A 24,534-nucleotide genomic window follows, 5' to 3' on the forward strand; every position below is an offset into this window, starting at 1 on the left:
GACCATGCAACCGACGATAAAACCCGCCGGCGATTCGGCGCTGGTTATTTCCTTCGGGGAATTCATTGACGAAGAGGTAACCACAAAAATCCACGCCATTGCCGACGCGGTGGAGAAGGCCAAGTTTGAATGGCTCGTTGAGGTCGTGCCGGCGTACTCGACTGTTTACATCTTCTACGACCCCCTCAAGGCGAGCTTCAGCGAGGTGAAAGCGGCCATTGAGTCCCGCCTCCAGGTTTCACCGGAATCCTTCAAGGGCAGACTCGTCGAGGTTCCGGTAGTTTACGGCGGCGAATACGGCCCGGATATCGGCTTTGTGGCGGAACACAACGGCCTGACCGTCGATGATGTGATTGAAATACATTCCAAGCCGACCTATCGCGTCTTCTTCCTCGGTTTCCTTCCCGGCTTCGCCTACCTCGGCGGTATGGACGAGAGGATATCGGCTCCAAGGCTCGAAAAACCCCGCCTGAAGGTTCCTGCCGGCTCAGTCGGGATAGCGGGAAAGCAGACCGGCATCTACCCCCTCGAAAGCCCCGGCGGCTGGAGGCTCATTGGGAGGACTCCGCTCAGACTGTTCGACCCTGAGAGGGAACCCCCGACCCTTCTAAGGCCCGGTGACATGGTGAGGTTCGTCCCAATCGACGAGTCGGAGTTCCGGGAGTTCTACGAGCGTGAATGGGGTGAAAAGAATGATTGAGCTCCTAAAAGTGCCCTCGCTCCTAACCGTCCAGGACTCCGGCAGGAGAGGTTACCGAAAGCTCGGTGTCCCCGTTTCCGGCTTCATGGACGATTACTCCGCGAGAATAGCGAACCACCTCGTCGGAAACCCCGGCGATGCACCCCTCCTTGAGTTCCTTCTGGCCGGCCCAACCATTCGGTTCAACGCTTCCTGCGTCTTTGCGGTTGCGGGGGACGTTGAGGTGAAGCTCAACGGCGTGCCTGTTGAGCCGTGGACGAGTCACTGGGCAAAGAGGGGGGATATACTTGAGGTGGAGACGCTGAGGGGCAGACTCTACGGATACATTGCCTTCGCCGGAGGGATAAAGTGTGAGTCACTCCTCAGCAGCTGCTCCACCTATCCAAAGGCCGGCCTCGGCAGGCCACTGAAGGCTGGCGATAAGCTGAATCTCGGTTATGCAGTGCTAACCGGGAAGGATGGGAGATACCTTCCCCCGGAACTGAGACCGGACTATTCTTCCAAGGAAAAGACTGTCCGCGTCGTTCTCGGGCCAAATTTAGACCACTTCACCGAGGAGGGAATAGAGACCTTCCTGAGCGAGTCCTATACCGTAACTCCTGAGTCCGACAGGATGGGCTACCGCCTCGATGGAAAGGCCATAGAGCACTCAGAGAGGGGCGCGGACATCGTTACGGAGCCTTTACTGCCGGGAACGGTTCAGGTGCCGGCCAGCGGAAAGCCGATAGTCATGATGCGTGACGCTCAGACGACCGGCGGCTACGCCAAGATAGCCGTCGTTGCAACGGCAGACCTTTCCATCGTTGCACAGAGCCGGCCGGGGGAGAGGTTAGGATTTAGGGCTGTGAGCGTCGATGAAGCTCGGGAGCTTCTGATAAGGCGCGAGAAAACCCTGATGGCAATCAAGGATTTTCTTGACGGAAAAATGCACGCCTATAGGATCAAGGCGGGAGGAGAAGAGTTAATTGCCTTCACAAAAGTGGAAAAAGAATGAGGTCAGTCCTTCTTGCGCATGACCTTGACGACCTTGTAGGTCTTGCCGTTGCACTCAACGTCGTCTAGTATCTCTATTATTTTGACGCTGTCGCCGTCGAAGAGGCCCTCAGGCCTGAACAAATCCGCCTTTTCCCTGTCGCTGCAGTCCGCGAGGTGGAGCTTTATCACCGATCCTGCTATGGCCAGTCTCGGCTCTATGGCAACCTCGATGCTCGGCTCGACGACCTCGACAACCCTCACCTTTCCCTCGTGGAGCGGGCAGGAGTGTGAGGGCATGCTCCTTACCCGGAGGATTTTATACCTCCTACCGGGTTCGAGGTTTCCGACGCAGACTCCTGCGAGCTTGCACGTCTTGCACGGTTCTGCCGGGCCGTAATATATGAATTCAACCCCGGGTCTTGCCAGTTTTTCCCCAACTAACGTGATTATTGCCATTCCAAACACCTCCGTAGTGAGTGATGATCTTCAGATGACCCCTGTGATTTTAGCGGCCTTTTCGGCGGCTTCTCGCGTGAGGCCGTCCTTTCCGAGGATCGTGTACCTCTCGGGCCGTATCGTGTGGGCAATCGTTAACGCCTCGATTATATACTCCGGGTCGATCCCAAGCTCGTATGCGTTAGTTGGCGCTCCGACCTTCTTTAAGGTTTCCCTAATTTTTTCCCACCTGAGGCCGTGGAGGTAGGCCATTATTATCGTCCCAACGCCGACCTGCTCGCCGTGCAGGGCCGGTTTCGGCGCTATGGCATCGAGCGCGTGGCTGAAGAGGTGCTCCGCACCGCTGGCTGGCCTCGAAGAGCCAGCTATGCTCATGGCCACGCCGCAGGAGATGAGGCCCTTAACAACCTTCCTCACGCTTTCCTCATTGCCGAGGCGTATTATGTCCGCGTTCTTTATCACCATCTTGGCGCTCATCAGGCTCAGCGATGCCGCGTACTCGCTGTAGTACTCTCCCTTTATCCTGTGGGCCAGCTGCCAGTCTTTAACCGCGGTCAGGTTACTTATCATGTCGCCAACACCAGCGGCTAGGTAGCGGTAGGGGGCGGTTTTGATAACCCCGACGTCGGCTATGACCCCCACCGGCGGCACGGCCTTGACAGAGGTCTTGGTTCCAAGGTCTTTGATGGATGCGTTTGCGCTCGCTATGCCGTCGTGGGAGGCGGTTGTCGGGAAGCTGATGAAAGGAACTCCGGCTTTAAACGAGGAGAGCTTGGCGACGTCTATGATGCTCCCGCCGCCAACGGCTATGAGCCAGTCAGCGTTATCGTCCTTAATTTTAGCGAGAGTCCTCTCAACCTCCTCCATGCTGGCCTCCTTGATTACCAGCGCGCTCACATCAAACGACTCTCTGAGGCTCTTCTCGATGTCCTTTCCGGCTATCTCTTTCGTCTTCGGTCCGTAGAGCACTAAAGCTCTCTCACCCAGGCCAAGCCTCTTCGCGACGTTGACGGCCTCTCCCTTCAGATTTTCGCCCAGCAGCACCTCTCTGGGCAGTTGCATCAGATGCATCTCAACCACCGTCCTGATAAATATGGGTGGGGAAAAGCTTTAAGGCTATCGGAACAACGGTCTATGGTGGTCAAATGGGGCTCTACGAGTTCTTTTACGAGTACTTCATAAAACCGATACAGGAAAACCAGGGTTACAACCCCGTGAACACGGTTGTCTACGCTATAATCTTGGGAGTGGCCGTGATACTCCTCTACAAGATGCTCAAGCGGATGGGGATAAAGGTTGACGAGAGGTTATTCAGCGCGCTCATTCCGTACATAATCCTTGGCCCGCTGATGAGGAGCATGACGGACGTCGGTATTCTGCCGAGGACCTACCTGACCGTCAGCCCCGGCGGCTACTTCGTCATAGCGGCCTTTGCGATAGCCTCTCTCTACGTCGTCTGGAGGCATTGCTCAGGTGAGAAGTTCTATCCCCTCTACCGGGACTTCGGCTGGGTTCTGCTCGGTGGACTGATTTTCGTCCTGGTAATAAACCTTGATAAGGTTAGCTTCAACCCTGGGGTCTTCAGGTACTTTATCCCTGCACTGATAATAGCCGAGGCATTTATATGGCTCGTTTCGAAGAAGCTCTTTCTCGTGAGGGACAACTCGCTCCTCTTTTACACCCACTTCTACGACGCCACAACCACCTTTGTAGGAATCCAGTTCCTGGGTTACTGGGAACAGCACGTTCTGGCGAGGTGGCTGATGGACACGTTCGGAACGCCGGCGGTTATATACCCCGAGAAGTTTCTGATACTGCTGCCTATCGTGTGGATACTGGACAGGTGGATGAAGGACGAGGATCCGGACCTGATAAACTTCGTGAAGCTCACGATGTTCATCCTCGGCTTCGGGCCGGGAACGAGGAACCTGCTGATAATGCTGATGGGTGGTTAATATGGAAATTAATATGGAAATCCCGTGGAACGAGGTCGCCCTCGAAACCGCGAGGGAGGTTGAAAAGGAAGTAATGCCCCTCTTCGGCACTTCCAAGGCTGGAGAGGCGATAGGAGAGAACGTCAGCGGAGACGTTACCAAGTACGTTGACAAGGTGGCTGAAGACGTTGTTCTTAGCAGACTTCAGCCCCTGGGCGTTAACGTCGTCAGCGAGGAGATAGGGTTCATAGACAACGGGAGCGACTACACGGTCATCGTTGACCCCATAGACGGCTCGTACAACTTCGCCGCAGGCATACCAATATTCGCCTTCAGCTTCGCCGTGTTTAAGGGCGAAGAACCCGTGTACGGGGCTATCTACGAGTTCATTTCAAAAAACCTCTACGAGGCAATCCCCGGTGAAGGGGCGTTCATGAACGGAAAGAGAATTCAAGTGAGGAAGCCGGAGCGCGGGAAGGAGGCACTCAGCTTCTACACGCGTGGACGGTGTGTGGGATTAATAAGCAGGGTCAAGCGCGTCAGGGTTCTCGGTGCTATAGCTGTCGAGCTGGTATACCTCGCCAAAGGGGCCCTGGACGGGGTTCTGGACATAAGGAACTATGTGAGGCCAACGGACATAGCCGCCGGTGTGCTCATAGCAAGGGAAGCGGGGGCCATAGTTACTGACGAGAATGGAAAAGAGCTGGAGCTCAGTCTGAGCGCCACGGAGCAGACGAACATAATCGCGGTCAACGATGAGTACCTCCTAAAGCTAATCCTGGAGGAGCTGAAAAATGGGCCTTGAGCGCTATTTTTATCGCTACGGGAAGGCGACCTTCACCCTCTTCCTGATAAACGTCTCGGTCTACGTCTTGGAGTCAATACTCAGCGGGAACCCTCTCAGCATAAGCATCGAAGTCTTGGCGAGGCTCGGCCAGTGGAACTACGCGGTGCTCAACTACGGCTGGTGGTGGCAGCTCATCACCGCGATGTTCGTGCACGTGGGCATACTCCACATAGGTTTCAACATGTACTTCCTCCTGATGATGGGGAGGCAGCTTGAGGGAATCCTCGGGCCGAAACGGCTCGTCATGGTCTACCTCGTCTCGGGCCTGACTGGAAACCTGCTGACACTCCTCCTCCTGCCCGCCAACTCGGTCAGCGCCGGCGCGAGCGGGGCGCTCTTCGGCATAGTCGGGGCTCTGATACTCATAACAGGCGTCGTCGGCGGCAACATGCAGGCCGCGCTGATAAATGCCTTCGTGCTCTTCCTGATAAACAGCATCCTGCCGAGCGTCAACGTCTACGCTCACCTCGGGGGCCTCGTGACAGGAATGGCAATCGGCTATTACTACGGGAACAGAATCAGAAGGCACCTGATGGCGAGGATGTACGGCTATGGGTGGTAGCATCCCTCCTGGGCAGCCGTTTTTATATTTCTATCCCCCGAAACGATGTCTTGAAGGAAGGGGGTACTGCCTCCAACTGGATAACAGATTGCCCAGGGCGGGCATTTTGAGGGCCCGGCTATGTTCAGTTGTCGAGTGAGAAAGGTTGTGAAAATTTTGTGGTTCTGGGATAATTTGAGACCAGAAACGTTTCTGGTGCGGGGGCGGGGATTTGAACCCCGGAACCCCTACGGGACGGGACCCTCAATCCCGCGCCTTTGACCAGGCTCGGCAACCCCCGCGTTGCCAAAGTATAACGCTCGGAGAGGCTTTATAAAGTTTTCCCTGTTCCATTTCCGGCCTCTGACCAAAAAATTTATAAAGCAACCTCCCGTCTATGACTTCGGGTTGAGGGCCGGTAGCTCAGCATGGTTAGAGCGCGGGACTCTTAATCCCGTGGTCGGGGGTTCGAATCCCCCCCGGCCCGCCAGACCGCGTTTCTTCTCGACGCGTTCCGCTTGAGAAGGGATGCGTTTGAGTAACGTAAGGAGTTAGAAAAATGAGTTTTGAAAGATTGGGCTTATCGGAGGCCACGTTAGTGGCGGTTAGAGAAAAGGGTTTTGAAACCCCGACGGACATTCAGAGGGAAGTCATTCCCCTCCTTCTATCGGGCGACGTCGATATAATCGGCCAGTCCCAGACCGGGACGGGAAAGACTGCCGCCTTTGCGCTCCCCATAATCGAGGCGATTGATCCGAAGATAAAGGCCGTTCAGGCGATAATATTGACCCCCACGAGGGAGCTCGCCCTCCAGGTGGCTGATGAAATCAAGAGCCTCCGCGGGAGGAAGAGGGTTTACGTATATGCCGTCTACGGCGGCCAGCCGATAGGGCCTCAGATAAGGGCCCTTGAGAGAGGCACTCACGTTGTAGTCGGAACCCCCGGCAGAGTTCTCGACCACATAAGGCGCGGAACCCTTGATTTAAGCTCGGTGAAGTTCTTCATCCTCGACGAGGCCGACAGGATGCTCGATATGGGCTTCATAGACGACATAGAGGCGATTTTCAGGGAGACGCCGAGGAGGAAGAGAGTATTAATGTTCTCCGCCACGATGCCTCCCGAGATCAGAAGGCTAGCGAGGCGCTACATGGGAGACTACGAGGTTATAAGCGTCAGCAGCGATGAGTTGGTTCCGGAGATGGTGGATCAGGAGTACGTGGAGGTCGTCCCCGCGCGGAAGTTCACGGTGCTGAAGAAGATTCTCAGCGACGACTTCTACGGGATAGTCTTCTGCGCCACCAAGAGGGAAACTAGAGAGCTGAGTGAGAGGCTCAGGAGAGCCGGCTACAGCGCCGAGGCTCTAAATGGCGACATGAGCCAAAACGCGAGGGAGAGGACCTTCTGGCGCTTTAAAACGAAGAGAACGAGAATTCTCGTGGCAACTGACGTTGCAGCCCGCGGCCTGGATGTCCAGGACATAAGCCACATCGTCAACTACTCCCTGCCCATGACGGCCGAAGACTACGTCCACCGGATAGGGAGAACGGGCAGGATGGGCAAGCGCGGAAGGGCGATAACCTTCATAATGCCCGGCGAGTTCAAGAGGCTCCGCTACATTGCCCAGGTTGCGGGGGTGGAGATAGGGAAGTCCGAGCTTAGTGAGGAAATCCCGAAGGAGTACCGCGAGAGGTACGAAAGTGATCGCTCCGGTTACTACGGGAGAAGCGGAAGAAGAAACTCCCGCTATCCCAGGAACTCCCGGGGCTATTCTAGGAACTCCCGAGGTAGATGGTGAGGATCAAGTCCTCGCCCTCTATTCTAACCTCTATCCAGACCGAGTCGCTCTTCTGAACGTAGCCGAGGAATTCTCTGTTAGAAAGCATCTGGGAGACCAGCCACTCGGCGTACTCTTCATGAAAGAACGGGTGGTAGTAGTCGGCCAGGTTGTAGTAGGTAACCCCCCACGTCCAGCCCGCTTTGTAGCCCTCCGGAAGCTTTCCGTCGGAGAGGCTTTTCAGGGATTCGTCGGCCTTCAGGCCAAACTGGCCATACAGAATGTTCATCATCGAGATAGCCAAATTCCTCGCGTCGGCATCGCCCATGGTGTAGTCCTGGTTGAGGAACTCCTCGCCGGTAACGAGGCCGAGAACCTTGACGGTGGCCTTTTCTTCTCCAGGTGTTATCTCGTAGAGGGTGGCGTTGATTATTTTGCTCCCCTGCCGCTCCCAGTAGCGGTAGTAAGCTCCCAAATCCATGGGCGGAAGGTGCTGGTCGAGGGCGAAGTACCATCCGTTTATCTTTACCAGTGCCGTCGCGTGCCCCAAATCGGTGAGGTTTATTGCCATCGCGTAGACAGGTGAGTAGTTCAGGGCCAGGAGCAGGGCATCCGTGAGAACGGTGTAGTCGGTGCATATACCGGTTCTCCGCATTATCGTCTCGTAGGGGGTCTGAATGGTGTTGTTCTGCCCCTCAACGACTTCCTCTCTTCCGTCGGGGTATATTATGACCTTGGCGAAGGGCTGCTTGGCCTTCTCCCAGTCGTAGCTCAGCCACTCCCCCTCCCAGGCGAGTACGTTCCAGGCGCTTTGGGCGAGTTCTTCACCCTTGAGGTTCTCTGCAAGGGGCGATATGACCCCAAGCTCTTCCCTGCTCAGCATGCACTCCAATGCATCCTTAAGGATGTAGCGCCAGAGAATTCCCTGACAGCTGAGCTCGGCGTCCTGGCTCGGCAGGGACACCGTTGCGTTCTCCCAGTTCACGAGGGGATTCGTCCAGGTTGCTGGGGATGAACTAGGTGTTGGGGTCGAGGAAGGGGTGGTTGAAGTCGTAGATTGGTATGCAGTGCTTCTAGGCGTTCCGGTCTCCGGAGTGACCGAGAGGCAGCCCGCGATGATGACGATGAACGCGATGGTAAATGCCGCGAGGAACCTTCTCATCATGAACCAACTTGGAGTGAGGGATTATAAAACAGTTCCCCGGCGAGAGAGCATTGGGATAGTGTCCATCGAAAGATTTAAAAATGCCCTCCTGAAGGTATAACCCGGGCGCTCGGGCAGTGCCGGGGTAGCTTAGCCTGGTCAGAGCGCTCGGCTCATAGGGCCGCTCCCCTTCGGGGGAGCCTGAGAAACCGAGAGGTCCGGGGTTCAAAGCCCCGCCCCGGCACCACAACAGCCCTTGCTTGCGCAAGCGCTGGCGGAAAGATTGTATGCGATTTTGAAAATGCTTGTTTTTCAGGTGGTTTGCCGTTCAACTGCAAGCTTACAGGGTTTCACTTTCCACAAGGCGTTCGAAGAACGCCAGAATAAAAGTAAAACCTTTTAAAGGACTGGTTTTTAGCGTTAAACCAGCGCTTTAAGTGTAATTTTTAAAGAGTGCATGCCCGCTTTCATCCATTTTTAAACGACAAGGGGGCTCTTTTGGTCAAGCTTTTGGAAAAAGCTTGCTGGGGAAAAGTTTGATCAAATAGTTTCGACTGTTTACGAGGATGGTTTTATGTTTCGGGGACTTTTAACCGCAACCGCAACTGCGGGTTTATTTTGCAATTGCAACATTGGAAGGTTTCACCCCCTGAAAAGGCCTCCTTCAGACGCCAGAATAAAAATAAAACTGATTAATGGCCTGTTTAAAGCCAGACCCTCTTCACGGGCAAATTTTAGATTGCACGCTCTGGCTCCTGACAGTTTGAAAGAAAAAACTTTGGTTAAGGCCTTGTCTGGAAAAATAAGGGGCTCAGAGCGCTTCTGCCCCGTACTGTCTCAGGAGGTTGTAGATGTGCTGGGCGGCATCAGTATAGATGGTGAACTTCTTGCCCCGGGCTTTGAACTCAAGGTAATAACCGCCGAGTATGGCCTTCTTCAACTCTAGGAATTTTATCTCACCCAGCGGGAACTCCTCGTGGACCTCGCCAACTCCGGCCGCTCTTAAAGCGGCTTTAACCGCTACGGTTGCCACCATGCCCCGCAGCCTGTACTTGCCGGTGAGTTTCAAGCGCTTGTTCGTTATCACGAGGTTCCCAACGCGCTCCTGACTCATCGCGCCCATCTTGAACCTTACCTCACCCCTGTAAAGCTCTTTCTCGGGTTCCTCTGCCGAAACGGTGACTTTTTCAACGTGAGCCGGAACCTCCACTGGTTTCGCCTCGGCGAAGCGCTTCGCCTGTTTTTCCGCTAGTCTTGAGGCCGCTCCAACCTCAGCTTCGTAGGCTTCAACCACCGTCTTTAACAGGAAGTAGTGGAACTCGAATAGGTACTGGAAAAATTTGAGGTTACCGCAGGAGTAGTCCCATTTCTCTTCCCTCATGCGCCTTAATTTTTCCTGGGCATCTTCCAGCAGTTCCCTCGCCTCTTCCATGTCTCCGTAGTGCAGGACGTGGCACACGTTCGAGGCGAACTTCAGGGCGGAGAGGCCCCTCGAATAGTCGTCATCTACCTCGAGGTTCCATTCAACTATGCAGGGTTCATTCTCCCACGAATCGAATTGGAAAATATCCTCGAAGTCATAACTTGCTAGGAAGCCGTATTTTTCTTGGATATTTTCAAGCTTGCTCTCCGCTTCTTCCAGTTTATCTTTGGCAGTCATGAAATCGCCCTGTGCGAGAGCCGCTAAAGTCTCCTCAAGCTCCGGAGCTAAAAACGAGAGTATTCTCCAGTCCGCTTTGTTCTGTTTAGAGTACTTCTTCAGCTTTTTGCTACATCGTTTTTCGAGCTCTTCGATGTTACTTTCAACTTTCTTGAGTTCTTCTTCGAGTGGTTTCATCACCTGTTCTAGATTTGCAACTTTGTTCGCTGAATATAAGTAGGCACTTCCAAGCAGCACTATTGGGAACAATGGCAACAAAAGTGCCCATGATCCGAGGTCAGTACCTGAAGCGATAATCCCTAGAACAGTGAACAATGGGATCATCCAGGTTAAATTTCCCTTGGCCCATTTCATGTCGTCCTTCTCTTTGGAATATCTGCTCTCTAAGGGCCTCAGCTTTTCTTTAATTCTCTCTCCTCGACAAGTGCTCGCGCCTTGTCAATGCACTCTTCCACGGTTTCATCGAATTTAAGTGGCTCGAATCTCTTCGCCCGCTCCAGCTCCGCCCGCATCCTCTCCAGAAGAGCGTCGAGGTTTACGTTGCTCTGCAACGGACACCACCCGGCTTAGTACGGCGTGGGAGTATTTAGGGGTTTCGGCTTGTTACTTGTGAGTTGCATGTTGTTTTATGTCTATTATTACCCAGATTTTTAGAATCTGAAAAAGCCCGCTATACCCAGCTTTTCTGTTGCCTTCATCCCACTCTTAAAGCTTCCAAAACACTTAAATACGAGATTTTTTAATCTTAAAAAATGTGGTGGATGGCATGGAGCCCTTTCCGGAGACCCCGATAACCAATGTTGATGAACTGTACGGTAGAGAAAAGGAAGTTTCCCGGTTGCGTCAGCTTGTCATCGAAAAGAGACGATGGGTTGCGCTCATAGGGCCGAGAGCCGTTGGGAAGACCAGTCTCGCGAGGGCGTTCGCTACCTACTATTCTTCCACAACAGGTAGGCCTGCAGTTTATTCAAACTTTGCTGGCATTCACAACTTTACCGAATTCGTGGAGAGGTTCGGACTAGACGTCATGAATCTAGTGCATGAGGACAAACTCAAGCTCAGGAGGGTCTCTTTGGGTATTAAGTTCTTAGAAGCGGTTCTCGAAAGAGAGGAGGGGATTTCCATCGTCCCTAAGAATCCCGCGGCCCTCTTTGATGAAATCATGAGGGCTCTTCCTGAGGGAAGCCTGCTCGTATGGGATGAGGTTCAGGACATGCGGACGGAAAGAAACAAGCTCCTCGCCGCACTGTGGAGGCTTCATAACGCTCTCGCGGAGAAAAGGCCCACAATAATCTTCACAGGCTCCGCTATGGGACTCTTCAAGAAGCTCCTGAATCCCGAATACGATGATTACCTCTATGGACGTGCTCCAGTCAGGGTGGATGTTGAGCCCTGGGACGTTCAAACTGGAGTTAAGTTTTTAAAAAGAGGCCTCCTCACGGCGGGAAACGTAGATTTTTCCCTTGACGAGCTTCGGGAGGCGTCTATTAAACTGGGTGGTTTTCCGGGTTACCTGGCCTCTTATGGTAGGGGGAGGATTGATGGGCTGACCCACAGGAGGGCCCTTAAAAACGCCCATGAAGAAGCCGTTAAGAGGGCCATGAGCGAACTCAAGAGTTTTGTCAGGTTGCGCCCACAAAGGGAGTATCAGAGAAAAGTGATAGCGCTCTTAAACGCCATGGGTGAGGGTGTTTCCAGGCCATCATCACTTGCAAGGCTATCTGGATTGACGGAAGTCAGCGTCGTCAACACGCTTGAAACCCTTCTGGAGATGGGGATAGTTGAAAAAGAATCCAAGAGTAAGGTAGTGAGCATCTACCGGTTCAAATACGGCTTTTATCAGGAAGCGGCGCTGGGAATTAAGATGTAGTCAATATAGAGGTTTAGAGCTATATTACAATGCCTTGATGTCTTCCTCCGCCTCTTCCAGCGTGTAGTTTATCGGCACGTCTAACCCCAGAACCTCCGCAGGTAGAGCCTCATCCTCGGTAAATCAACCGGCCTCATGGTCTCGCGCATCCAGTCCGGCAGGTCCTTCTTTATTGAGCTCCAGAGGAGGCGGTAGTCGAGGACTATGATTGAGCCCTTCTCCTCGGCTGAGCGGTGAACCCTTCCGGCGGCTTGAACAAGCTTCCTGTGGGCCGGCAGGTAATAGCCGTAGTATCGGCCCTTTCCGGGGAACTTCCTTTCAAAGTATCTTATCTGGGCCTGAACCCTCGGCGTCGGCCTCGCGTAGGGTATGCCAACCAAAATAACCCCGTTCATCTCGTCGCCACTGTAGTCCTGCCCCTCGCTGTTTCTTCCACCCATGACGCCGAGGAGCACCGCTCCCCTCCCCCTGGCGTGGGCCTTGAAGCTCGCTATCATCGCATCGTTCTCCGCTGAGCTGACGCCCTGCTTCTCAATGAATATCGCCTTTCCCGTTTCCTCAAGCCTGACTTGAAGGTTAGCCGAGAGAAGGCCCTGGAGAACCTCGTAGGAAGCCGTAAAGACTCCGACGTTCTTCGGTATAACCTTGACCGCCTCCACGATGTAGTCCACCATGCGCCTGTAAACCTGGAGCGAACGCTCATCGCCTCTCGTCGAGACGTCTTTGGCGACCAGAACCTGTGCGTTCTCCCGTTTGACCATCCTCGGGAACTTCTTCATCCGGGCGTTCTCGATGCCCATGACGTCGCGGAATGCCTCCATCGGGGTGAGGGTTCCGGACATGAAAACCGCACTCTGGACGTTTCTGATGAAGCTCAGGGCTTTCGAGGGATCCAGTGCCACAAGCTCAAGGCTCAGCCCTTTGTCCCTGCTCATGAGGAAGAGGTAGTCCTCCCGTCCAATGAGTGAGAGCCAGAATAGGAGGAACTCGCCTATTCTGCCTATGTAAGAGCGGGGCGGCTTGCCCTTCTCTATCCTGTCCTCCCTTATGGCGTCGCCAACGGCGACCATGTCGTTGAGTATCCTGACGAGGCCACGGGTGTCGAGGCTCAGGATGTCAACGACGTGTGAAAAAATCAGCTCCGGCAGAATGGGGGTTTCGTGCACGTCCCTGTCCTTGAGCTTTTCGTCGTAGAGCATCTCCAATCCGCGGCCGAAAATGCTGAGGAAGTTGGCTATCTCGTGCTCGTTGTACTCATCAGCTTCTTTTATCGCCCTGTTTACCGTGTGTATGCTTATCCGGTCGCTCAAGGCCGAGATGGCTTGGTCAGGCAGGTTGTGGGCTTCGTCAAAAACCACTATCAGGTCTGAGTAGTCAACGTCAAGGGAGCTTATGAAGTTCTCCCGAATCGTTGGGCTGAGGAGGTAGAGGTAGCTGGCCACTATGACGTCAGCCTTCTCCGCTATCCTCTTGGTTAAATCGTAGGGGCACAGCTCCAGGGTTTCTGCGTAGCTCAGAATCTCGGCCGGATGGCTCGGCTCACTCAGGAAGAACTTCACCAGCTCGTCAAACTCCGTCTTTTTCTTCTTCTCGTTCTCATAGAACTCACATTTGCCGAGCTTCTTGAGGTTCTTGCAGACTACCATGGCCGTATAGGCGTCGCTCGTGAACTGGGTGAGGTAGGTGTGAAGGCAGAGGTCCTTCCTGCTCCTCAGCTCGATGCCAGAAACGGGGTTCTTCTTGTTTATAGCCTTCAGTTCCTCAATAACTCTGTCCATCTGTCTGTGGGTTCTGGCTAGGTAGAGAACCTTGTAGCCCATCTCCTTGGCGTGGGGCAGGATTCCGGCTAAAACGCTCACGGTCTTTCCAAACCCCGTAGGGGCTTCGATTATAGCGTTTTCTCCGTTTTTAACGGCCTCTGAGACGAGCTCTATGAACTCCCGCTGATGGGGCCTGAGGCCTTCGTAGGGAAAGTATTCTGGAGTTCTGGTCTCACTCATGGGAAAGAGTTTTAACGGCTCGCTTTTAACTTTTCCCCAGGTGAGCAGTGTGGACGAGAAGGATCAGAGACTCATTGAGTACTCCGTGGAGGCGATTATAATAGCCTGGCTTGCGTACCTGTTCCTTTATCAGAACTTCCTGCTTCACACATGGCACCGCGGGCTGCCATTGCCACCAAAATGGCCGTTTGCAATATTTGGGATTATTGCAGGAGCACTGTTCTTTTGGTACGAGTGGAGGCGATTCGAGAAGGAGCTTGAACGGAAGGCAGAAGCTCCCCTCAAGTCCCTTCTACCTGTTGCTTTGAAGGGTGAGAACACGAACCCCGGAGAACCTTCTGAGGAAAAGCAGGAGGGCGAAAGGGCCGAGCCCGTTACCGAGGAATCCTGATTTCATACCTCCCCGTGGCGTCAATGCCAGGAAAGTCATCCTCCGTAACGTCCAGAACTCCCTTTCCCACCTCTATTATGGCGCTTCCCGTGGGCCCCTCGTGCTCGACCCTCTCAACGACGTTGTCTCTTATCGTTACCGAAAACCTTTCTCCCCCGTTGCTCCCCACAAGTGCGAATGATGGCTTCCCAAGTTTCAATCTCACATACCTGATTATGTGGGGCAGAAGGGACGGGTTAAAGTTCTGAACAACGAAATCCGCGGGAGAACCTATGATTTTGGGGGCCACGAGTTCATAGCTCTCGGCCATCCTGGCCAGAGTTTTGCCCGATTCCGCGGCGAGAAAGTGTAGCTTCCTCCTCAACCGCCGCTCACCGGCTATATCCGCTGACGCCCTGGCCAGAAGAGCACCCTCCTCAGCTGCGAATGACAGTATGAGGAGGCCCTTTCTTCCCTTCATGACGTAGGTCACGAAGGGCTCGCCGAAGGTGAACTCAAGGACTCCCTCAAAATCGAACTTCATGAGGAATCTCCTGACCGACAGGCTGACGATAATTCTCTCACCGCTTGACAGCAGTCTGACGCGGTACGGAAACGATGGAAACAGCTCCCCTGGATTTCCGGCAATCGCTACCACTGACTCCCATTGGGCGGAGAAAGGCACTTCTGTCACTTCTGATTCCATGAGGGGCACCCTTGTGCACTCGTCCCTCCTGGAGTACTCAAACTGGTTTTTAAATTTGGCGGAAGAAAAGAGGGGAATCAGAGCTTGAACTCCGGTATCTCCTCAAGAACCTTGACCATCAGTTTGACGCCGGCGTCGACATCGCGTTCGTCGACCACCTCGGCGTTGGAGTGGATGTAGCGCGCCGGGACGCTTATGGCTCCCGTCGGAACTCCTGCCTTGTTCAGGTGTATGGCTCCGGCATCGGTTCCTCCACCGAGGAGGATGTCCCACTGGTACGGAATCTCGTGCTTCTTTGCCAGTTCTTCCATCCAGCGGACGATGGTGGGGTGGCAGATGACGGAGCGGTCCATTATCTTTATCGCGGTTCCCTTGCCGAGCTGGGTGACCTGCTTGTGCTCTGGAGTCCCAGGAACGTCAGCCGCTATGGTAACGTCGATGGCAAAGCCGTAGTCTGGGTCTATGCCGAAGGCGGAAACCCTGGCTCCGCGAAGGCCAACCTCTTCCTGCACGGTGGCAACGAAGTATATGTCCGCGTCGGTCTCTCCAAGCTCCTGGGCGGCTTTAACAAGGGTATAAACGGCTATCCTGTCGTCGAAGGCTATGCTGACGAGCCTGTGCTTTCCAAGGCGCTCAAGCCTTCCGTCCCATGTTATTATCGTGCCGACCTTGACGCCCATCTCCTCGGCCTCTTCCTTGCTCTCCGCGCCTATGTCTATGAAGACCTGCTCCCACGTTGGCGCCTTGTTTCTCTGCTCCGGCTTTTGGATGTGGGGCGGAACGGAGCCACCGACACCGTAGATAAACTCGTTCGGGCCTATCCAGACCTTGAAGCGCTGGGCTATAAGTGTCCTCGGATCAACGCCTCCAACGGGTGCAACGCGGAGGAACCCGTTCTTCTCGATGTGGGTCACCATGAGGCCTATCTGATCCATATGTGCGGCCAGCATGACCTTCGGGCCCTTGCCCTTCTTGTGGGCTATGACGTTGCCGAGCTTGTCAACCTTAATCTCGTCAACGTAGGGCTTGAAAGCCTCCACAACAACGTCTCTAACGCCAAGGAACTCGTACCCGGAAACACCGGGCGCTTCAACTATCTTCTTGAGAAGCTCGTAGTCCACCATACATATCACCCCTTTCGTTTAGATTTCCATCTAAATGGTCATGGCTGGGATATTTAAGGTTTTAGGTGTTGCCCAAAGGCTTTTTAGCCCTCGGACGAATTCCCCCACATGGAGTTGCTCAGACTTGAGACCGTGCCCTGCACATTCCTCAAAAGGCTCAACCGCTTCGTGGCGCTGGTTGAGGTTGAAGGTGAGGAGAGGAAAGCCTTGGTGACCAACACCGGCCGCTTGGAGGAGTTTATGGTCCCGGGAAGGAAGGCATTCTGTACGCCCAAGAGCGGCGGGAAGACTGACTTCGTTCTCGTTGCCTTCGAGGATTTGAACAAGAGAGGGGCGGTGATAGACACGAGAACCCAGGCTAAAGCCTTCGAGAGGGCAGTCGAGCTCGGTCTGGTTCCCTGGCTCAGGGACTGCAGGATAAAGAGGAGGGAAGTAACCGTTGGGAAGTCCCGCTTGGATTACCTCTTCGAGTGCCCAGGTGGAGAAATCTACGCCGAGATGAAGAGCGCCGTCCTGCGCGGGGGGAATAAGGGTGAGTACGCCATGTATCCTGACTGCCCCAGTGTAAGGGGGCGGAGGCACATCATGGAGCTGATAGAGCTCTCGAAAGCCGGAAAGAGGGCCATGATCTTCTTCATCGGCGCGATGCCGGGCGTTGAAAAGTTCATGCCCTACGAGAGGGGCGACCCCGAGATAGCGAGGCTCCTTAGAGAGGCCAAAAAGGCGGGCGTTAAAATCCACGCGCTCAGTCTATCCCTCCTGCCTGATGGAAGGGTCGTCCTCGATAGGCCGAGCCTTGAAATCGAACTTGGGGAGGATTTTTAAGCACATGATTACAAAAACTACAGGGAGGTTGAGGTGATAAAAATGGCCATTGTCGATGTTAGAATCCTGGTTGAAGGTGCGAGCGACGTGGAGGTCGTAAGCAAAGCCCTTCAGGGTCTCGCTTTGGGGAGCGAATACAACATAACGATCTCCTCCATAATCCCGACAACGAACGTTGAGATAGCGAAGAGCGCCGCGGCCGGTGCAGACCTCCTCATCATAGCTACCGATGCCGACAGGGTTGGCAGAGACCTGGCGGAGAGGCTCTTCAGCGAGCTCGGTGAAATGGTCGGCCACGTTGAAAGGATGAAGCTCCCCCTCGGCCACGATCTGGAGCACGTTGACGTTGAGCTCGTCAGAAAGGAGCTCAAGAACACTCTCGTAAGGGCAGGCCTCAAGAGCCTCCAGATACTTCCGGAATACATGGCGCTCAGGAACCAGCTACTCGACCTCAAGGGCCGCTATGACAGCCTTAGTGAGGAGTACAGAAAGCTCAAGGAGGAGTACGAGGCGGTAGCAAAGGCCTATGAGGAGCTGAAAGAAGAAAACGAAAAGCTCAGGGAGGAGAACGAAGGCCTTAAGGCACTCCTGGAGAGCTCCAAGAACATATACCGCATTGACGAGGCCTGGAAGTCGCTCTTCCCGGCGGAGCCGGTTCCCGATGAGGCGTACATCGGAAAGGCCGTCGAGAAGCTCGGCCTGGCGGGCAGGGTGATAGTGGGACAGGGCTACATCTTTGCCGAGGACAAGGGTCTCGTGGACGAACTCCTCAGGACGGTTTACCTCAGCATGACAATAAAAGAGGAGCCTCCCAAGCCGCCCAAGCCTCCGGCCGAAGAACCGCCGAAGCCCCTGGAGCCCGAACCCCGGAGCGGGCCGGAGGTCGTTGAGAACGCCGAGGTAAAGCCCGACGACATCGAGGGACTCCTGAAGGGGCTGTGATATGGACTTCAACGAGACCCTGGAAGAGTACGAGACGTACCTTGACCTTGAAGGAAAGAGCCCGAACACGATTAGGATGTACTCCTACTATGTGCGCAGATACCTTGAGTGGGGCGGAAAGCTCAACTCCCGCTCCGCCCTCCGTTTTCTCGCGAGGCTTAGAAAGGAGGGCTACTCCAACAGGAGCCTGAATCTGGTCGTTCAGGCACTTCGCTCCTACTTTCGTTTTGAGGGTGCTGAGGAGGAGGCCGAGAAGCTCAAGCCTCCGAAGGTTCCCAGGAGTCTGCCGAAGGCTCTAACCCGCGAGGAGGTCAGGAAGTTGCTCTCCGTGATACCTCCAACGAGACAGCGCGACAGGCTGATATTTCTCCTGCTCTACGGAGCGGGCCTTAGGGTAAGCGAGCTGTGCAACCTGAAAAAAAGTGACGTGGACTTCGAGCGCTCACTCATAATCGTCCGCGGGGGCAAGGGTGCAAAGGACAGGGTCGTTCCGGTTCCGAGCTTTCTAATGGAGGCTATAAATTCCTACCTTGAGACGAGAACGGACTCCAGCGAGTACCTCATAGTTGAGGAAGGGCGCAGAGAAAAGGACAGGATATCGCCCAAGACCGTCTGGTATCTCCTCAGGAAATACGGGCAGAAGGCCGGCATCAGGGTCACGCCACACATGCTCCGCCACAGCTTCGCGACTCACATGCTCGAAAACGGTGTCGACATAAGGGCCATTCAGGAACTGCTCGGCCATTCCAACCTCTCAACAACGCAGATATACACCAAAGTCACCGTCGAGCACCTAAGAAAGGCCCAGGAGAAGGCGAGGCTCATAGAGGGGCTGGTGGAGTAGAAGGTGGTACGCTGTGCTGTACCGAAGTTTATAAAGATTTGGTACGTCATACCGTACCAAAAGGCAAGTATGCAGTTTTGCTATATCACACGTATCAAGACCAGAGGTTTGTAATTGACGTAAAAATGTCAAAAGAAAGACTGAAATGTAGAAATCATCCCTGGGAAATGTAAAACCCAACAACGGGCACTGTATTTATGTTGTTCACAGTTGTTTCGGATTGCCCTTTCCAAATTCTGTGATATCTCCCAGTATCGCCATATACATCTAAAGTGCAAGTGAATGCCTGAGTATTGCTGTATTCATAGTTCACATCAATGAACATGTCTGAAGCACTTGCTGCTGCGGCTGCTGATGGTGAGATTACTCCAGCCGAAGACAGTATTGAAATAAAACCTAAAACATCAATTGAGAATGCATCTGTAGTGAGGTCTCCTAATGAAAATCTGTAGTATGGATATGTGTAAGTGCTTGAGTAATATCTGCCTTCAAAATCCCACGAGTTTATGGGTGCCGGCTTTACGTTGGATGGTTTATAGTTGGCCCAAGAGAGCGAAGTCGGATCAAAACTTTTCACGAAAACATATTCCTCGTAAAAATTCTGGCCGTCTATGTGTATTTTCCATCTTTCGTACCTGTATGTGAAGTCCATCCAAATATACACATCCTCACCACGGTCAAACGCAGCATGAGATATGCTTCCCCCGTTTACATTGTAGGTGTAGTGAGTTCCAGTTCGGGACCATTCACTGTTGACGAATATATAAACCCCAAATCCAACGTGCGCATTAGCCATGTAACTATACGTCATCTGGCCCCAGCTGTAGTCTGCGTTTAGAACTTCTGCAACAACGGCAGGTATAGTTTCTTCCCTGTATTCTTCCAAGACCTCCCAATAGCTGTCCATTGGTTGAATATTCCCACTGGAAGCGCTCTCTGAAGAAACTTCTTTAGTAGTCTTAAGGGGTTTATAGTTTGGAAGGATTGTTATTTTTTGGTAGCGGCTGTCTCCCTTCAGTGAAATTCCCTGAACGGCAACTTTGCCATCTTTCACAATTGTAATTACAATAAACGGTTCAACCCCATAGCCATGTTTTTTCGCGTTATCCTTCCATGCCCGCTTTAGCTCTGATAAATCGAGATACAGTGTCTCCCCCTTTATTGCCGTAGGCTTGATCTCTCTGAATCCTTCTGGATACAGCGCCTTTACAAAAATCTTCGCTCCTGTAGAGTTTTGAACCTCAATAGCCACTATTGCTGGTGGTTCCTGGATGCTGGCTCTTACGAAAAATCCAAAAAAAAACTAAACCCACTATCAAAATAGTAAGCACCTTCTTTCTCATGATACCACCATTAATGTTATACTTCGTTATATTATTTAAGGGTTACTGTTCATAGTATAGCATTATTAGATAAATGCTAAAATGCTATTTTTTCTTCAGCATCGCCAAATAGCTCGTGAAGGCTCCGGCCGAAATGGTATCGCCCAAGCCAACCGTCGAGACGGGGTTTTTGACGAGCCTCGTCGGGATTATGACGACCTTGTACTCCCTCGTCCTCAAGCGTCTCTTGGCCTCTTCAAAGCGGAGCTTCACGAACTCGCCGTACTCGTTGTACGGGACCTTCATGCCGACTTTTACGTCCTCAGGGCTCTTTATGTCCCCGAGGGAAGCCCTCGCCGCGGCTAAGGTCGTTGCGAGCTCAAGACTACTCCTCAGCTCGTCCTCGCTCAGCGGGTTGTCCGAGTGGGTGATGTACATGATGTAGTAAATCGTGTGTATCTGGAGCACCTCCAGGTTCATCTCGTCAACGAGGATTTTGCCGCCCAGGACGGTGTCCTCTATGCGGTTGTATGTGAATATCCTCTCCGCGAGCTTGGAGTAGCCGAGGGCGTTGAGGACGTGGGCTATCTCCGCCTCGTCCATTCCCACGCTGTCAACGAGCGGAAAGAGGTTATAGATTACCTTCTTTCTCAGCTCACGGTTCTGTATCGAGGCGAACTCCAGATGAACCTTAACGTCCTTCTCGCGCTTGAGGAGGAGAATGTCCTTTTTGGCCTCCCTGAGGTAGTGGTTGGCATCTTTCCCATCGGAGTAGCGGAGCTTTATCCCCTGGTAGCCTGAGAGAATTGCCCCATCAACCTGGAGGCCGATCTCGGGTAAGAACCGCTTCAGCTCGGGTTCGGTGTAAATCCTTATACTCTCAAAGCGGGCCGAGACGATGAACCTGCCCGAGAAGGGAACCTTTATCGTCTCGTCCCCGAGCTTGAACGTCGTCCCGGCGCGGAACTCAAAAATGCGGTTCACCTTTATCGGGTCGTTCTCACGGTAAGCCTCGCGGGGATGTTTGAAGGTTAACCTGCCGTCCTCGATGCGGGGGTAGAGGAGGTTAGGCCTGTCCACGAACATCTCGGCCTGTTTCCTCGCGAGGTGGGGGGTGTAGACTATCACCCGCCTGAAATCGAGGTTCGCGAGTAAGTTGGCTATGATTCCTGCCTGGCCGCCCATCCTCTCAACGTCGTATTTGAAGTGGGAATCGAACCATTCATGAAGCTCCTCGTTGACGAGGGGCACCGCCATGGGCTTGCCAGTCTTGAGGGCATGAACCAGCCTCGCGACAAAGTCCAGGGGCTCGTTTATCTCCCTCGGATAGTCGTCCATCCGTTTTCTGACAGCTTCGGCCCCGAACTCCTCTATGAGCCTCTGCACCACCTCACCGTTCAGAAAGGTTATCGCGTCTACGTTCGTGTTGTAGGCCGTGTATACTGAAATCCCCCTAGCCTCATCGAGGAGCCTCATTTGTATCACCCTCAGTGACTAACTTGTAGAAAATGCGGATGAATTCTTAAAAGGATTTCGGAAGCGGGTAGACAGAAAAATGTTAAGAACTCAGAACTCGGTGAAAAGCCTTCCAAGCCAGGGAATTCGCTCCATGACGTCCATCTCCCTTAAGGCGAGCCACAGCGATGCTTGATTGCTCGTAACAACGGGGATGCCGAGGTCTTCTTCGAGTGGCTCGATTATCTCGAATGTCCTCAGGTTGGTACAGCTGATGAACACAGCGTCGGCCTCGTCCATGAAGCTCGCCTTGGCAAGGCGGTAGGCCTCGTAGGGTTCGAGCTTTCCAATCTGAGTGTTGTCCTCTATTCCCAGCCCCCTTGTGTCGAGCACGTTGAACTCGTTCGCCTCCAGGAACTCCTTTTCACGTTCATTTATCTCGTCCGTGTAGGGGGTGATCACAAGGATGTCCCTGGCGTCCAGCATCTTGAGCGCCTCGACAACGGCCGTGCTGGTGCTGACAACGGGGACGTTTACCTCTTCCTCGATCCGGGATTCGAGCTCCTTCTCGTAATCCTTTCCCCCGATGAACGACCCGCTGGTGCAGCCGTAGAGTATCATCTCAACGCCAGCATCGCGCAGAAGCCTTGCCGCTTCGACGGCGAGGGTATTCATCTTTACGAGCTCCTCCTCGGTGACGTTCCTAAGCGGAACCCTCGCGGTGTGGAGTGAGACTCCCTCGGGAATCGCAGAATGAAGCTCCATCTCCATCGTAGTGTTGGATGAGGGAACTATAAGTCCAAGTCTGCCTCTCCATCCGTACATGCTTTCACCTCTTGGGACTACTCCGGAATTCTCTTAAACCTTTGGTTTCGGAAAGGCTGATTAATGACCGTGAGAAAGATTCGGGGGTGATAACGTGGAGCTCGGGGATGCGATATTTGAGAGAACCTCGGTAAGATACTTCTCGGAGAAGGAAGTCTCGGAGGAGCAGGTCAGGGCGCTCATCGAAGCGGCGGTGAGGGCGCCCACCGCGAGCGGACTGGAGAACTGGCTCTTTGTCGTTTTTAAGAGTGAAGAAGCCAGGGAGGAGATTTACGCCCTTATAGCGAAGGGCATGGAGGCCTACTACCGCGCCGTGAATCTGCCCGAGGAGAAGATAGAGAAGCTCAGGGAGAGAATATACAGGGAGGGAATGTTCAGGGCCCCCGTGTATATAGCTGTCTTCATTGACCGGCGCGTTAGGTTCCTCCGGGGGAAGGAGTTCGACGATTTGGAGTTCATATGGAGCGTCGAGAGCGCTGCCATGGCGATCCAGAACCTCATGCTGAAGGCAGTGGAGCTCGGCCTCGGGACGGTTTACATCGGCGTTACTAATTTTCCGGGGATAGAGGAGGAAGTTAGAGTGCTGGCTGGACTCGATGAGAACTACTACTTGGTTGGGGTTATTCCTGTGGGATATCCACGTACTGAGCCCAAGCCCCGGAAAAGGAAAAAGGCCTTCGAAGAAGTCACCCGTTTCATCTAAACGTTTTTATTCCCTCCCCCTCAACTTCAACCGGTGGGAGGATGATAGAGTTCGTGATACTGCTGGGCGTCATCGGCGGCTGGATAATCGTTGCCTCAACGCTGTTCCTGATGCTGGCCCTCGGTAAGATGTGGGGCCTGGTCGGGGTTCTCCTTCTGGTCGCGGCTATTCAGACAAACCACTGGCTCAAGGGAAAGTACATGCACGCCATAGTGGACGCTACGCCGAGGGCCAAGGCCATAGCGGCCCACATATTTGAGATGAACGAGCTCATACTTCTCTCGTCCTACCTGATATCCGTGGTTCTCTACGTTGTCATACAGAAGTACGTGGAGATAGTCATCAAGTTCCCGCATGCGCTGGGGTGAGAGCATGAACGTCGTGATAGTCAGATACGGCGAGATAGGAACGAAGTCGAGGCAAACCCGCAGATGGTTCGAGAACATCCTGATGAACAACATCCGCGAGGCCCTGTTGAGTGAGGGGATCGATTTCAAGAAGGTCGAGGCGAAGCATGGAAGAGTCCTCGTGAAGACGAATAAAGCGAGAGAGGCCGTTGACGTTCTCAGGAGGGTCTTCGGCATAGTGTCGCTTTCCCCTGCGATGGAAATCGACGCCGAGCTGGACAAGATCAACAGGACTGCACTGAAGCTCTTCAGAAGGAAGAAGCGAGAGCTGGGCCTTGAGAGGCCACACTTCAGGGTCACCGCGAGAAGGATAACCAAGGAGTTCCCCCTTAAGAGCCCCGAGGTTCAGGCGAAGGTCGGCGAGTACATCCTTGAGAACGAGGAGAGCGAGGTTGATCTACACAGCTACGACATCGAGGTCGGCGTCGAGCTGATGGAGGGCAAAGCTTACGTCTTTGTTGATAAAATCCGTGCCTGGGGAGGCCTGCCGATAGGGACGCAGGGAAAGGTGGTGGCGCTCCTCAGCGGAGGCATAGACTCGCCGGTGGCAGCTTTCCTCATGATGAAGCGCGGCGTTGAGGTCATCCCAGTCCACATCTACATGGGCGAGAAGACCCTCGAAAAGGTCAGGAGGATATGGAACCAGCTCAAGAAGTATCACTACGGCGGAAAGGGCGAGCTGATAGTGGTTAAACCCGAGAACCGCGAGAAAATAATTGAGAAGTTGCGCGAGATGAAGAAAGACAAATACACCTGCGTCTTCTGCAAGTACATGATGGTGAGGAACGCCGACAGGATTGCGAGGGAGTTTGGGGCGAAGGGAATAGTCATGGGTGACTCCCTGGGACAGGTGGCAAGCCAGACCCTTGAGAACATGTACATAGTCAGCCAGGCGACCGATTTACCGATATACCGTCCGCTCGTGGGGCTTGACAAGGAGGAGATAGTCAGAATCGCAAAGGAGATAGGCACGTTTGAGCTGTCAATCCTTCCGGAGGACGAAATATCCTTCATTCCCAAGCATCCCGTCATAAGAGGTTCCTGGGAGGAGTTCAGGAAGCTCTACCGGGCTATTTTTGGAGAGGATCCAAGAAAAAAAGAGTGCTGAGG

General features: G+C 53.6%; 25 protein-coding genes and 3 tRNA genes. 16 read left to right on the plus strand and 12 right to left on the minus strand.

What is annotated here, in order from left to right:
• Positions 1 to 4 precede the first annotated feature (4 nt).
• Together pxpB and NUS69_RS00805 are read left to right on the plus strand one after the other, a co-directional pair.
• Positions 5 to 700 carry a 5-oxoprolinase subunit PxpB gene (gene pxpB, locus NUS69_RS00800; RefSeq protein WP_258083995.1) on the plus strand — a complete coding sequence of 232 codons (696 nt, stop codon included), beginning with the start codon at positions 5 to 7 and terminating at the stop codon, positions 698 to 700.
• Positions 693 to 1,694, plus strand: a complete 1,002-nt coding sequence (locus NUS69_RS00805) for a 5-oxoprolinase subunit C family protein (protein ID WP_258083996.1) — start codon at positions 693 to 695, stop codon at positions 1,692 to 1,694. Before pxpB ends, NUS69_RS00805 begins: the two co-directional genes overlap by 8 nt.
• A gap of 2 nt (positions 1,695 to 1,696) precedes the next feature.
• Here the strand turns inward: NUS69_RS00805 and NUS69_RS00810 are convergent, their stop codons facing one another.
• The gene (locus tag NUS69_RS00810; protein ID WP_258083997.1) at positions 1,697 to 2,131 is read right to left on the minus strand and encodes a UPF0179 family protein; all 435 of its coding nucleotides are present in this window, start codon (positions 2,129 to 2,131) and stop codon (positions 1,697 to 1,699) included.
• Positions 2,132 to 2,161: 30 nt separating this feature from the next.
• Positions 2,162 to 3,202 carry an NAD(P)-dependent glycerol-1-phosphate dehydrogenase gene (locus NUS69_RS00815; protein WP_258083998.1) on the minus strand — a complete coding sequence of 347 codons (1,041 nt, stop codon included), beginning with the start codon at positions 3,200 to 3,202 and terminating at the stop codon, positions 2,162 to 2,164.
• A 74-nt stretch (positions 3,203 to 3,276) separates the two neighbouring features.
• On the opposite strand from NUS69_RS00815, the gene NUS69_RS00820 reads away from it, so the two are divergent.
• From NUS69_RS00820 to NUS69_RS00830, 3 genes are read left to right on the plus strand one after another with little or no spacing between them, the layout of a single operon-like run.
• On the plus strand, positions 3,277 to 4,086 hold the full coding sequence (locus tag NUS69_RS00820) for a DUF63 family protein (protein WP_258083999.1): 810 nt from the start codon (positions 3,277 to 3,279) through the stop codon (positions 4,084 to 4,086).
• 1 nt (position 4,087) lies between these two features.
• On the plus strand, positions 4,088 to 4,870 hold the full coding sequence (locus NUS69_RS00825) for a bifunctional fructose-bisphosphatase/inositol-phosphate phosphatase (RefSeq protein WP_258084000.1): 783 nt from the start codon (positions 4,088 to 4,090) through the stop codon (positions 4,868 to 4,870).
• Positions 4,860 to 5,474, plus strand: a complete 615-nt coding sequence (locus tag NUS69_RS00830; protein WP_258084001.1) for a rhomboid family intramembrane serine protease — start codon at positions 4,860 to 4,862, stop codon at positions 5,472 to 5,474. Before NUS69_RS00825 ends, NUS69_RS00830 begins: the two co-directional genes overlap by 11 nt.
• Before the next feature lie 193 nt (positions 5,475 to 5,667).
• On the opposite strand, the gene NUS69_RS00835 is transcribed toward NUS69_RS00830, so the two are convergent.
• Positions 5,668 to 5,755, minus strand: a tRNA-Leu gene (locus NUS69_RS00835).
• Between the two features lie 110 nt (positions 5,756 to 5,865).
• On the opposite strand from NUS69_RS00835, the gene NUS69_RS00840 reads away from it, so the two are divergent.
• Both NUS69_RS00840 and NUS69_RS00845 read left to right on the plus strand, forming a co-directional pair.
• Positions 5,866 to 5,943: transfer RNA gene (locus NUS69_RS00840), tRNA-Lys, on the plus strand.
• Positions 5,944 to 6,012: 69 nt separating this feature from the next.
• Positions 6,013 to 7,248, plus strand: coding sequence for a DEAD/DEAH box helicase (locus NUS69_RS00845; protein WP_258084002.1), 1,236 nt, complete (start codon positions 6,013 to 6,015; stop codon positions 7,246 to 7,248).
• Here NUS69_RS00845 and NUS69_RS00850 read toward each other — a convergent pair.
• Positions 7,223 to 8,392 carry a transglutaminase-like domain-containing protein gene (locus NUS69_RS00850; RefSeq protein WP_258084003.1) on the minus strand — a complete coding sequence of 390 codons (1,170 nt, stop codon included), beginning with the start codon at positions 8,390 to 8,392 and terminating at the stop codon, positions 7,223 to 7,225. The genes NUS69_RS00845 and NUS69_RS00850 overlap by 26 nt on opposite strands.
• Before the next feature lie 118 nt (positions 8,393 to 8,510).
• On the opposite strand from NUS69_RS00850, the gene NUS69_RS00855 reads away from it, so the two are divergent.
• A tRNA-Met gene (locus NUS69_RS00855) sits at positions 8,511 to 8,618 on the plus strand.
• Between the two features lie 564 nt (positions 8,619 to 9,182).
• On the opposite strand, the gene NUS69_RS00860 is transcribed toward NUS69_RS00855, so the two are convergent.
• On the minus strand, positions 9,183 to 10,208 hold the full coding sequence (locus NUS69_RS00860) for a PH domain-containing protein (protein WP_258084004.1): 1,026 nt from the start codon (positions 10,206 to 10,208) through the stop codon (positions 9,183 to 9,185).
• Between the two features lie 215 nt (positions 10,209 to 10,423).
• Positions 10,424 to 10,582: a hypothetical protein gene (locus tag NUS69_RS00865; RefSeq protein WP_258084005.1), complete on the minus strand. Its 159-nt coding sequence runs from the start codon at positions 10,580 to 10,582 to the stop codon at positions 10,424 to 10,426.
• 215 nt (positions 10,583 to 10,797) lie between these two features.
• Between NUS69_RS00865 and NUS69_RS00870 the strand changes: the two genes are divergently transcribed.
• Positions 10,798 to 11,901, plus strand: coding sequence for an AAA family ATPase (locus NUS69_RS00870; protein ID WP_258084859.1), 1,104 nt, complete (start codon positions 10,798 to 10,800; stop codon positions 11,899 to 11,901).
• 80 nt (positions 11,902 to 11,981) lie between these two features.
• Here the strand turns inward: NUS69_RS00870 and NUS69_RS00875 are convergent, their stop codons facing one another.
• A complete protein-coding gene (locus tag NUS69_RS00875) occupies positions 11,982 to 13,901 on the minus strand; it encodes a helicase C-terminal domain-containing protein (protein ID WP_258084006.1) in 1,920 nt (639 codons plus the stop codon).
• A gap of 40 nt (positions 13,902 to 13,941) precedes the next feature.
• Here NUS69_RS00875 and NUS69_RS00880 point away from each other — a divergent pair, with 40 nt between their 5' ends.
• Positions 13,942 to 14,292 (plus strand): chloride channel protein, encoded by a 351-nt coding sequence (locus NUS69_RS00880; RefSeq protein ID WP_258084007.1) that lies wholly within the window; start codon positions 13,942 to 13,944, stop codon positions 14,290 to 14,292.
• On the opposite strand, the gene NUS69_RS00885 is transcribed toward NUS69_RS00880, so the two are convergent.
• On the minus strand, positions 14,276 to 14,977 hold the full coding sequence (locus NUS69_RS00885) for a hypothetical protein (protein WP_258084008.1): 702 nt from the start codon (positions 14,975 to 14,977) through the stop codon (positions 14,276 to 14,278). The two genes, NUS69_RS00880 and NUS69_RS00885, sit on opposite strands and share 17 nt — an antisense overlap.
• A 77-nt stretch (positions 14,978 to 15,054) precedes the next feature.
• Complete coding sequence (locus NUS69_RS00890; RefSeq protein WP_258084009.1) at positions 15,055 to 16,101, minus strand: M42 family metallopeptidase; 1,047 nt, start codon at positions 16,099 to 16,101, stop codon at positions 15,055 to 15,057.
• 108 nt (positions 16,102 to 16,209) lie between these two features.
• Between NUS69_RS00890 and sfsA the strand changes: the two genes are divergently transcribed.
• The 3 genes from sfsA to xerA are packed head-to-tail and all read left to right on the plus strand — an operon-like array spanning position 16,210 to position 18,712.
• On the plus strand, positions 16,210 to 16,926 hold the full coding sequence (sfsA, locus tag NUS69_RS00895) for a DNA/RNA nuclease SfsA (protein ID WP_258084010.1): 717 nt from the start codon (positions 16,210 to 16,212) through the stop codon (positions 16,924 to 16,926).
• A 42-nt stretch (positions 16,927 to 16,968) separates the two neighbouring features.
• Entirely contained in the window at positions 16,969 to 17,868 is a 900-nt protein-coding gene (locus NUS69_RS00900) for a toprim domain-containing protein (protein WP_258084011.1), read from the plus strand.
• Position 17,869: 1 nt separating this feature from the next.
• Positions 17,870 to 18,712 carry a site-specific tyrosine recombinase/integron integrase gene (gene xerA / locus NUS69_RS00905; RefSeq protein ID WP_258084012.1) on the plus strand — a complete coding sequence of 281 codons (843 nt, stop codon included), beginning with the start codon at positions 17,870 to 17,872 and terminating at the stop codon, positions 18,710 to 18,712.
• Between the two features lie 154 nt (positions 18,713 to 18,866).
• On the opposite strand, the gene NUS69_RS00910 is transcribed toward xerA, so the two are convergent.
• The 3 genes from NUS69_RS00910 to NUS69_RS00920 form a co-directional block, all read right to left on the minus strand.
• The gene (locus NUS69_RS00910) at positions 18,867 to 19,964 is read right to left on the minus strand and encodes a hypothetical protein (protein ID WP_258084013.1); all 1,098 of its coding nucleotides are present in this window, start codon (positions 19,962 to 19,964) and stop codon (positions 18,867 to 18,869) included.
• 175 nt (positions 19,965 to 20,139) lie between these two features.
• Positions 20,140 to 21,510 (minus strand): ADP-specific phosphofructokinase, encoded by a 1,371-nt coding sequence (gene pfkC, locus NUS69_RS00915; RefSeq protein WP_258084014.1) that lies wholly within the window; start codon positions 21,508 to 21,510, stop codon positions 20,140 to 20,142.
• A gap of 90 nt (positions 21,511 to 21,600) precedes the next feature.
• Positions 21,601 to 22,314, minus strand: coding sequence for a maleate cis-trans isomerase family protein (locus NUS69_RS00920; RefSeq protein ID WP_258084015.1), 714 nt, complete (start codon positions 22,312 to 22,314; stop codon positions 21,601 to 21,603).
• Positions 22,315 to 22,408: 94 nt separating this feature from the next.
• On the opposite strand from NUS69_RS00920, the gene NUS69_RS00925 reads away from it, so the two are divergent.
• Genes NUS69_RS00925 through thiI form a run of 3 tightly spaced genes read left to right on the plus strand, consistent with a single transcriptional unit; the run spans position 22,409 to position 24,532 of the window.
• Entirely contained in the window at positions 22,409 to 23,017 is a 609-nt protein-coding gene (locus NUS69_RS00925; protein ID WP_258084016.1) for a nitroreductase family protein, read from the plus strand.
• Between the two features lie 41 nt (positions 23,018 to 23,058).
• Positions 23,059 to 23,385: a hypothetical protein gene (locus NUS69_RS00930; protein WP_258084017.1), complete on the plus strand. Its 327-nt coding sequence runs from the start codon at positions 23,059 to 23,061 to the stop codon at positions 23,383 to 23,385.
• 4 nt (positions 23,386 to 23,389) lie between these two features.
• Complete coding sequence (gene thiI, locus NUS69_RS00935; protein WP_258084018.1) at positions 23,390 to 24,532, plus strand: tRNA uracil 4-sulfurtransferase ThiI; 1,143 nt, start codon at positions 23,390 to 23,392, stop codon at positions 24,530 to 24,532.
• Positions 24,533 to 24,534 lie beyond the last annotated feature (2 nt).

The organism is Thermococcus thermotolerans (genome assembly GCF_024707485.1).
In the GTDB taxonomy this organism is placed as follows: Archaea; Methanobacteriota_B; Thermococci; order Thermococcales; family Thermococcaceae; genus Thermococcus; species Thermococcus thermotolerans.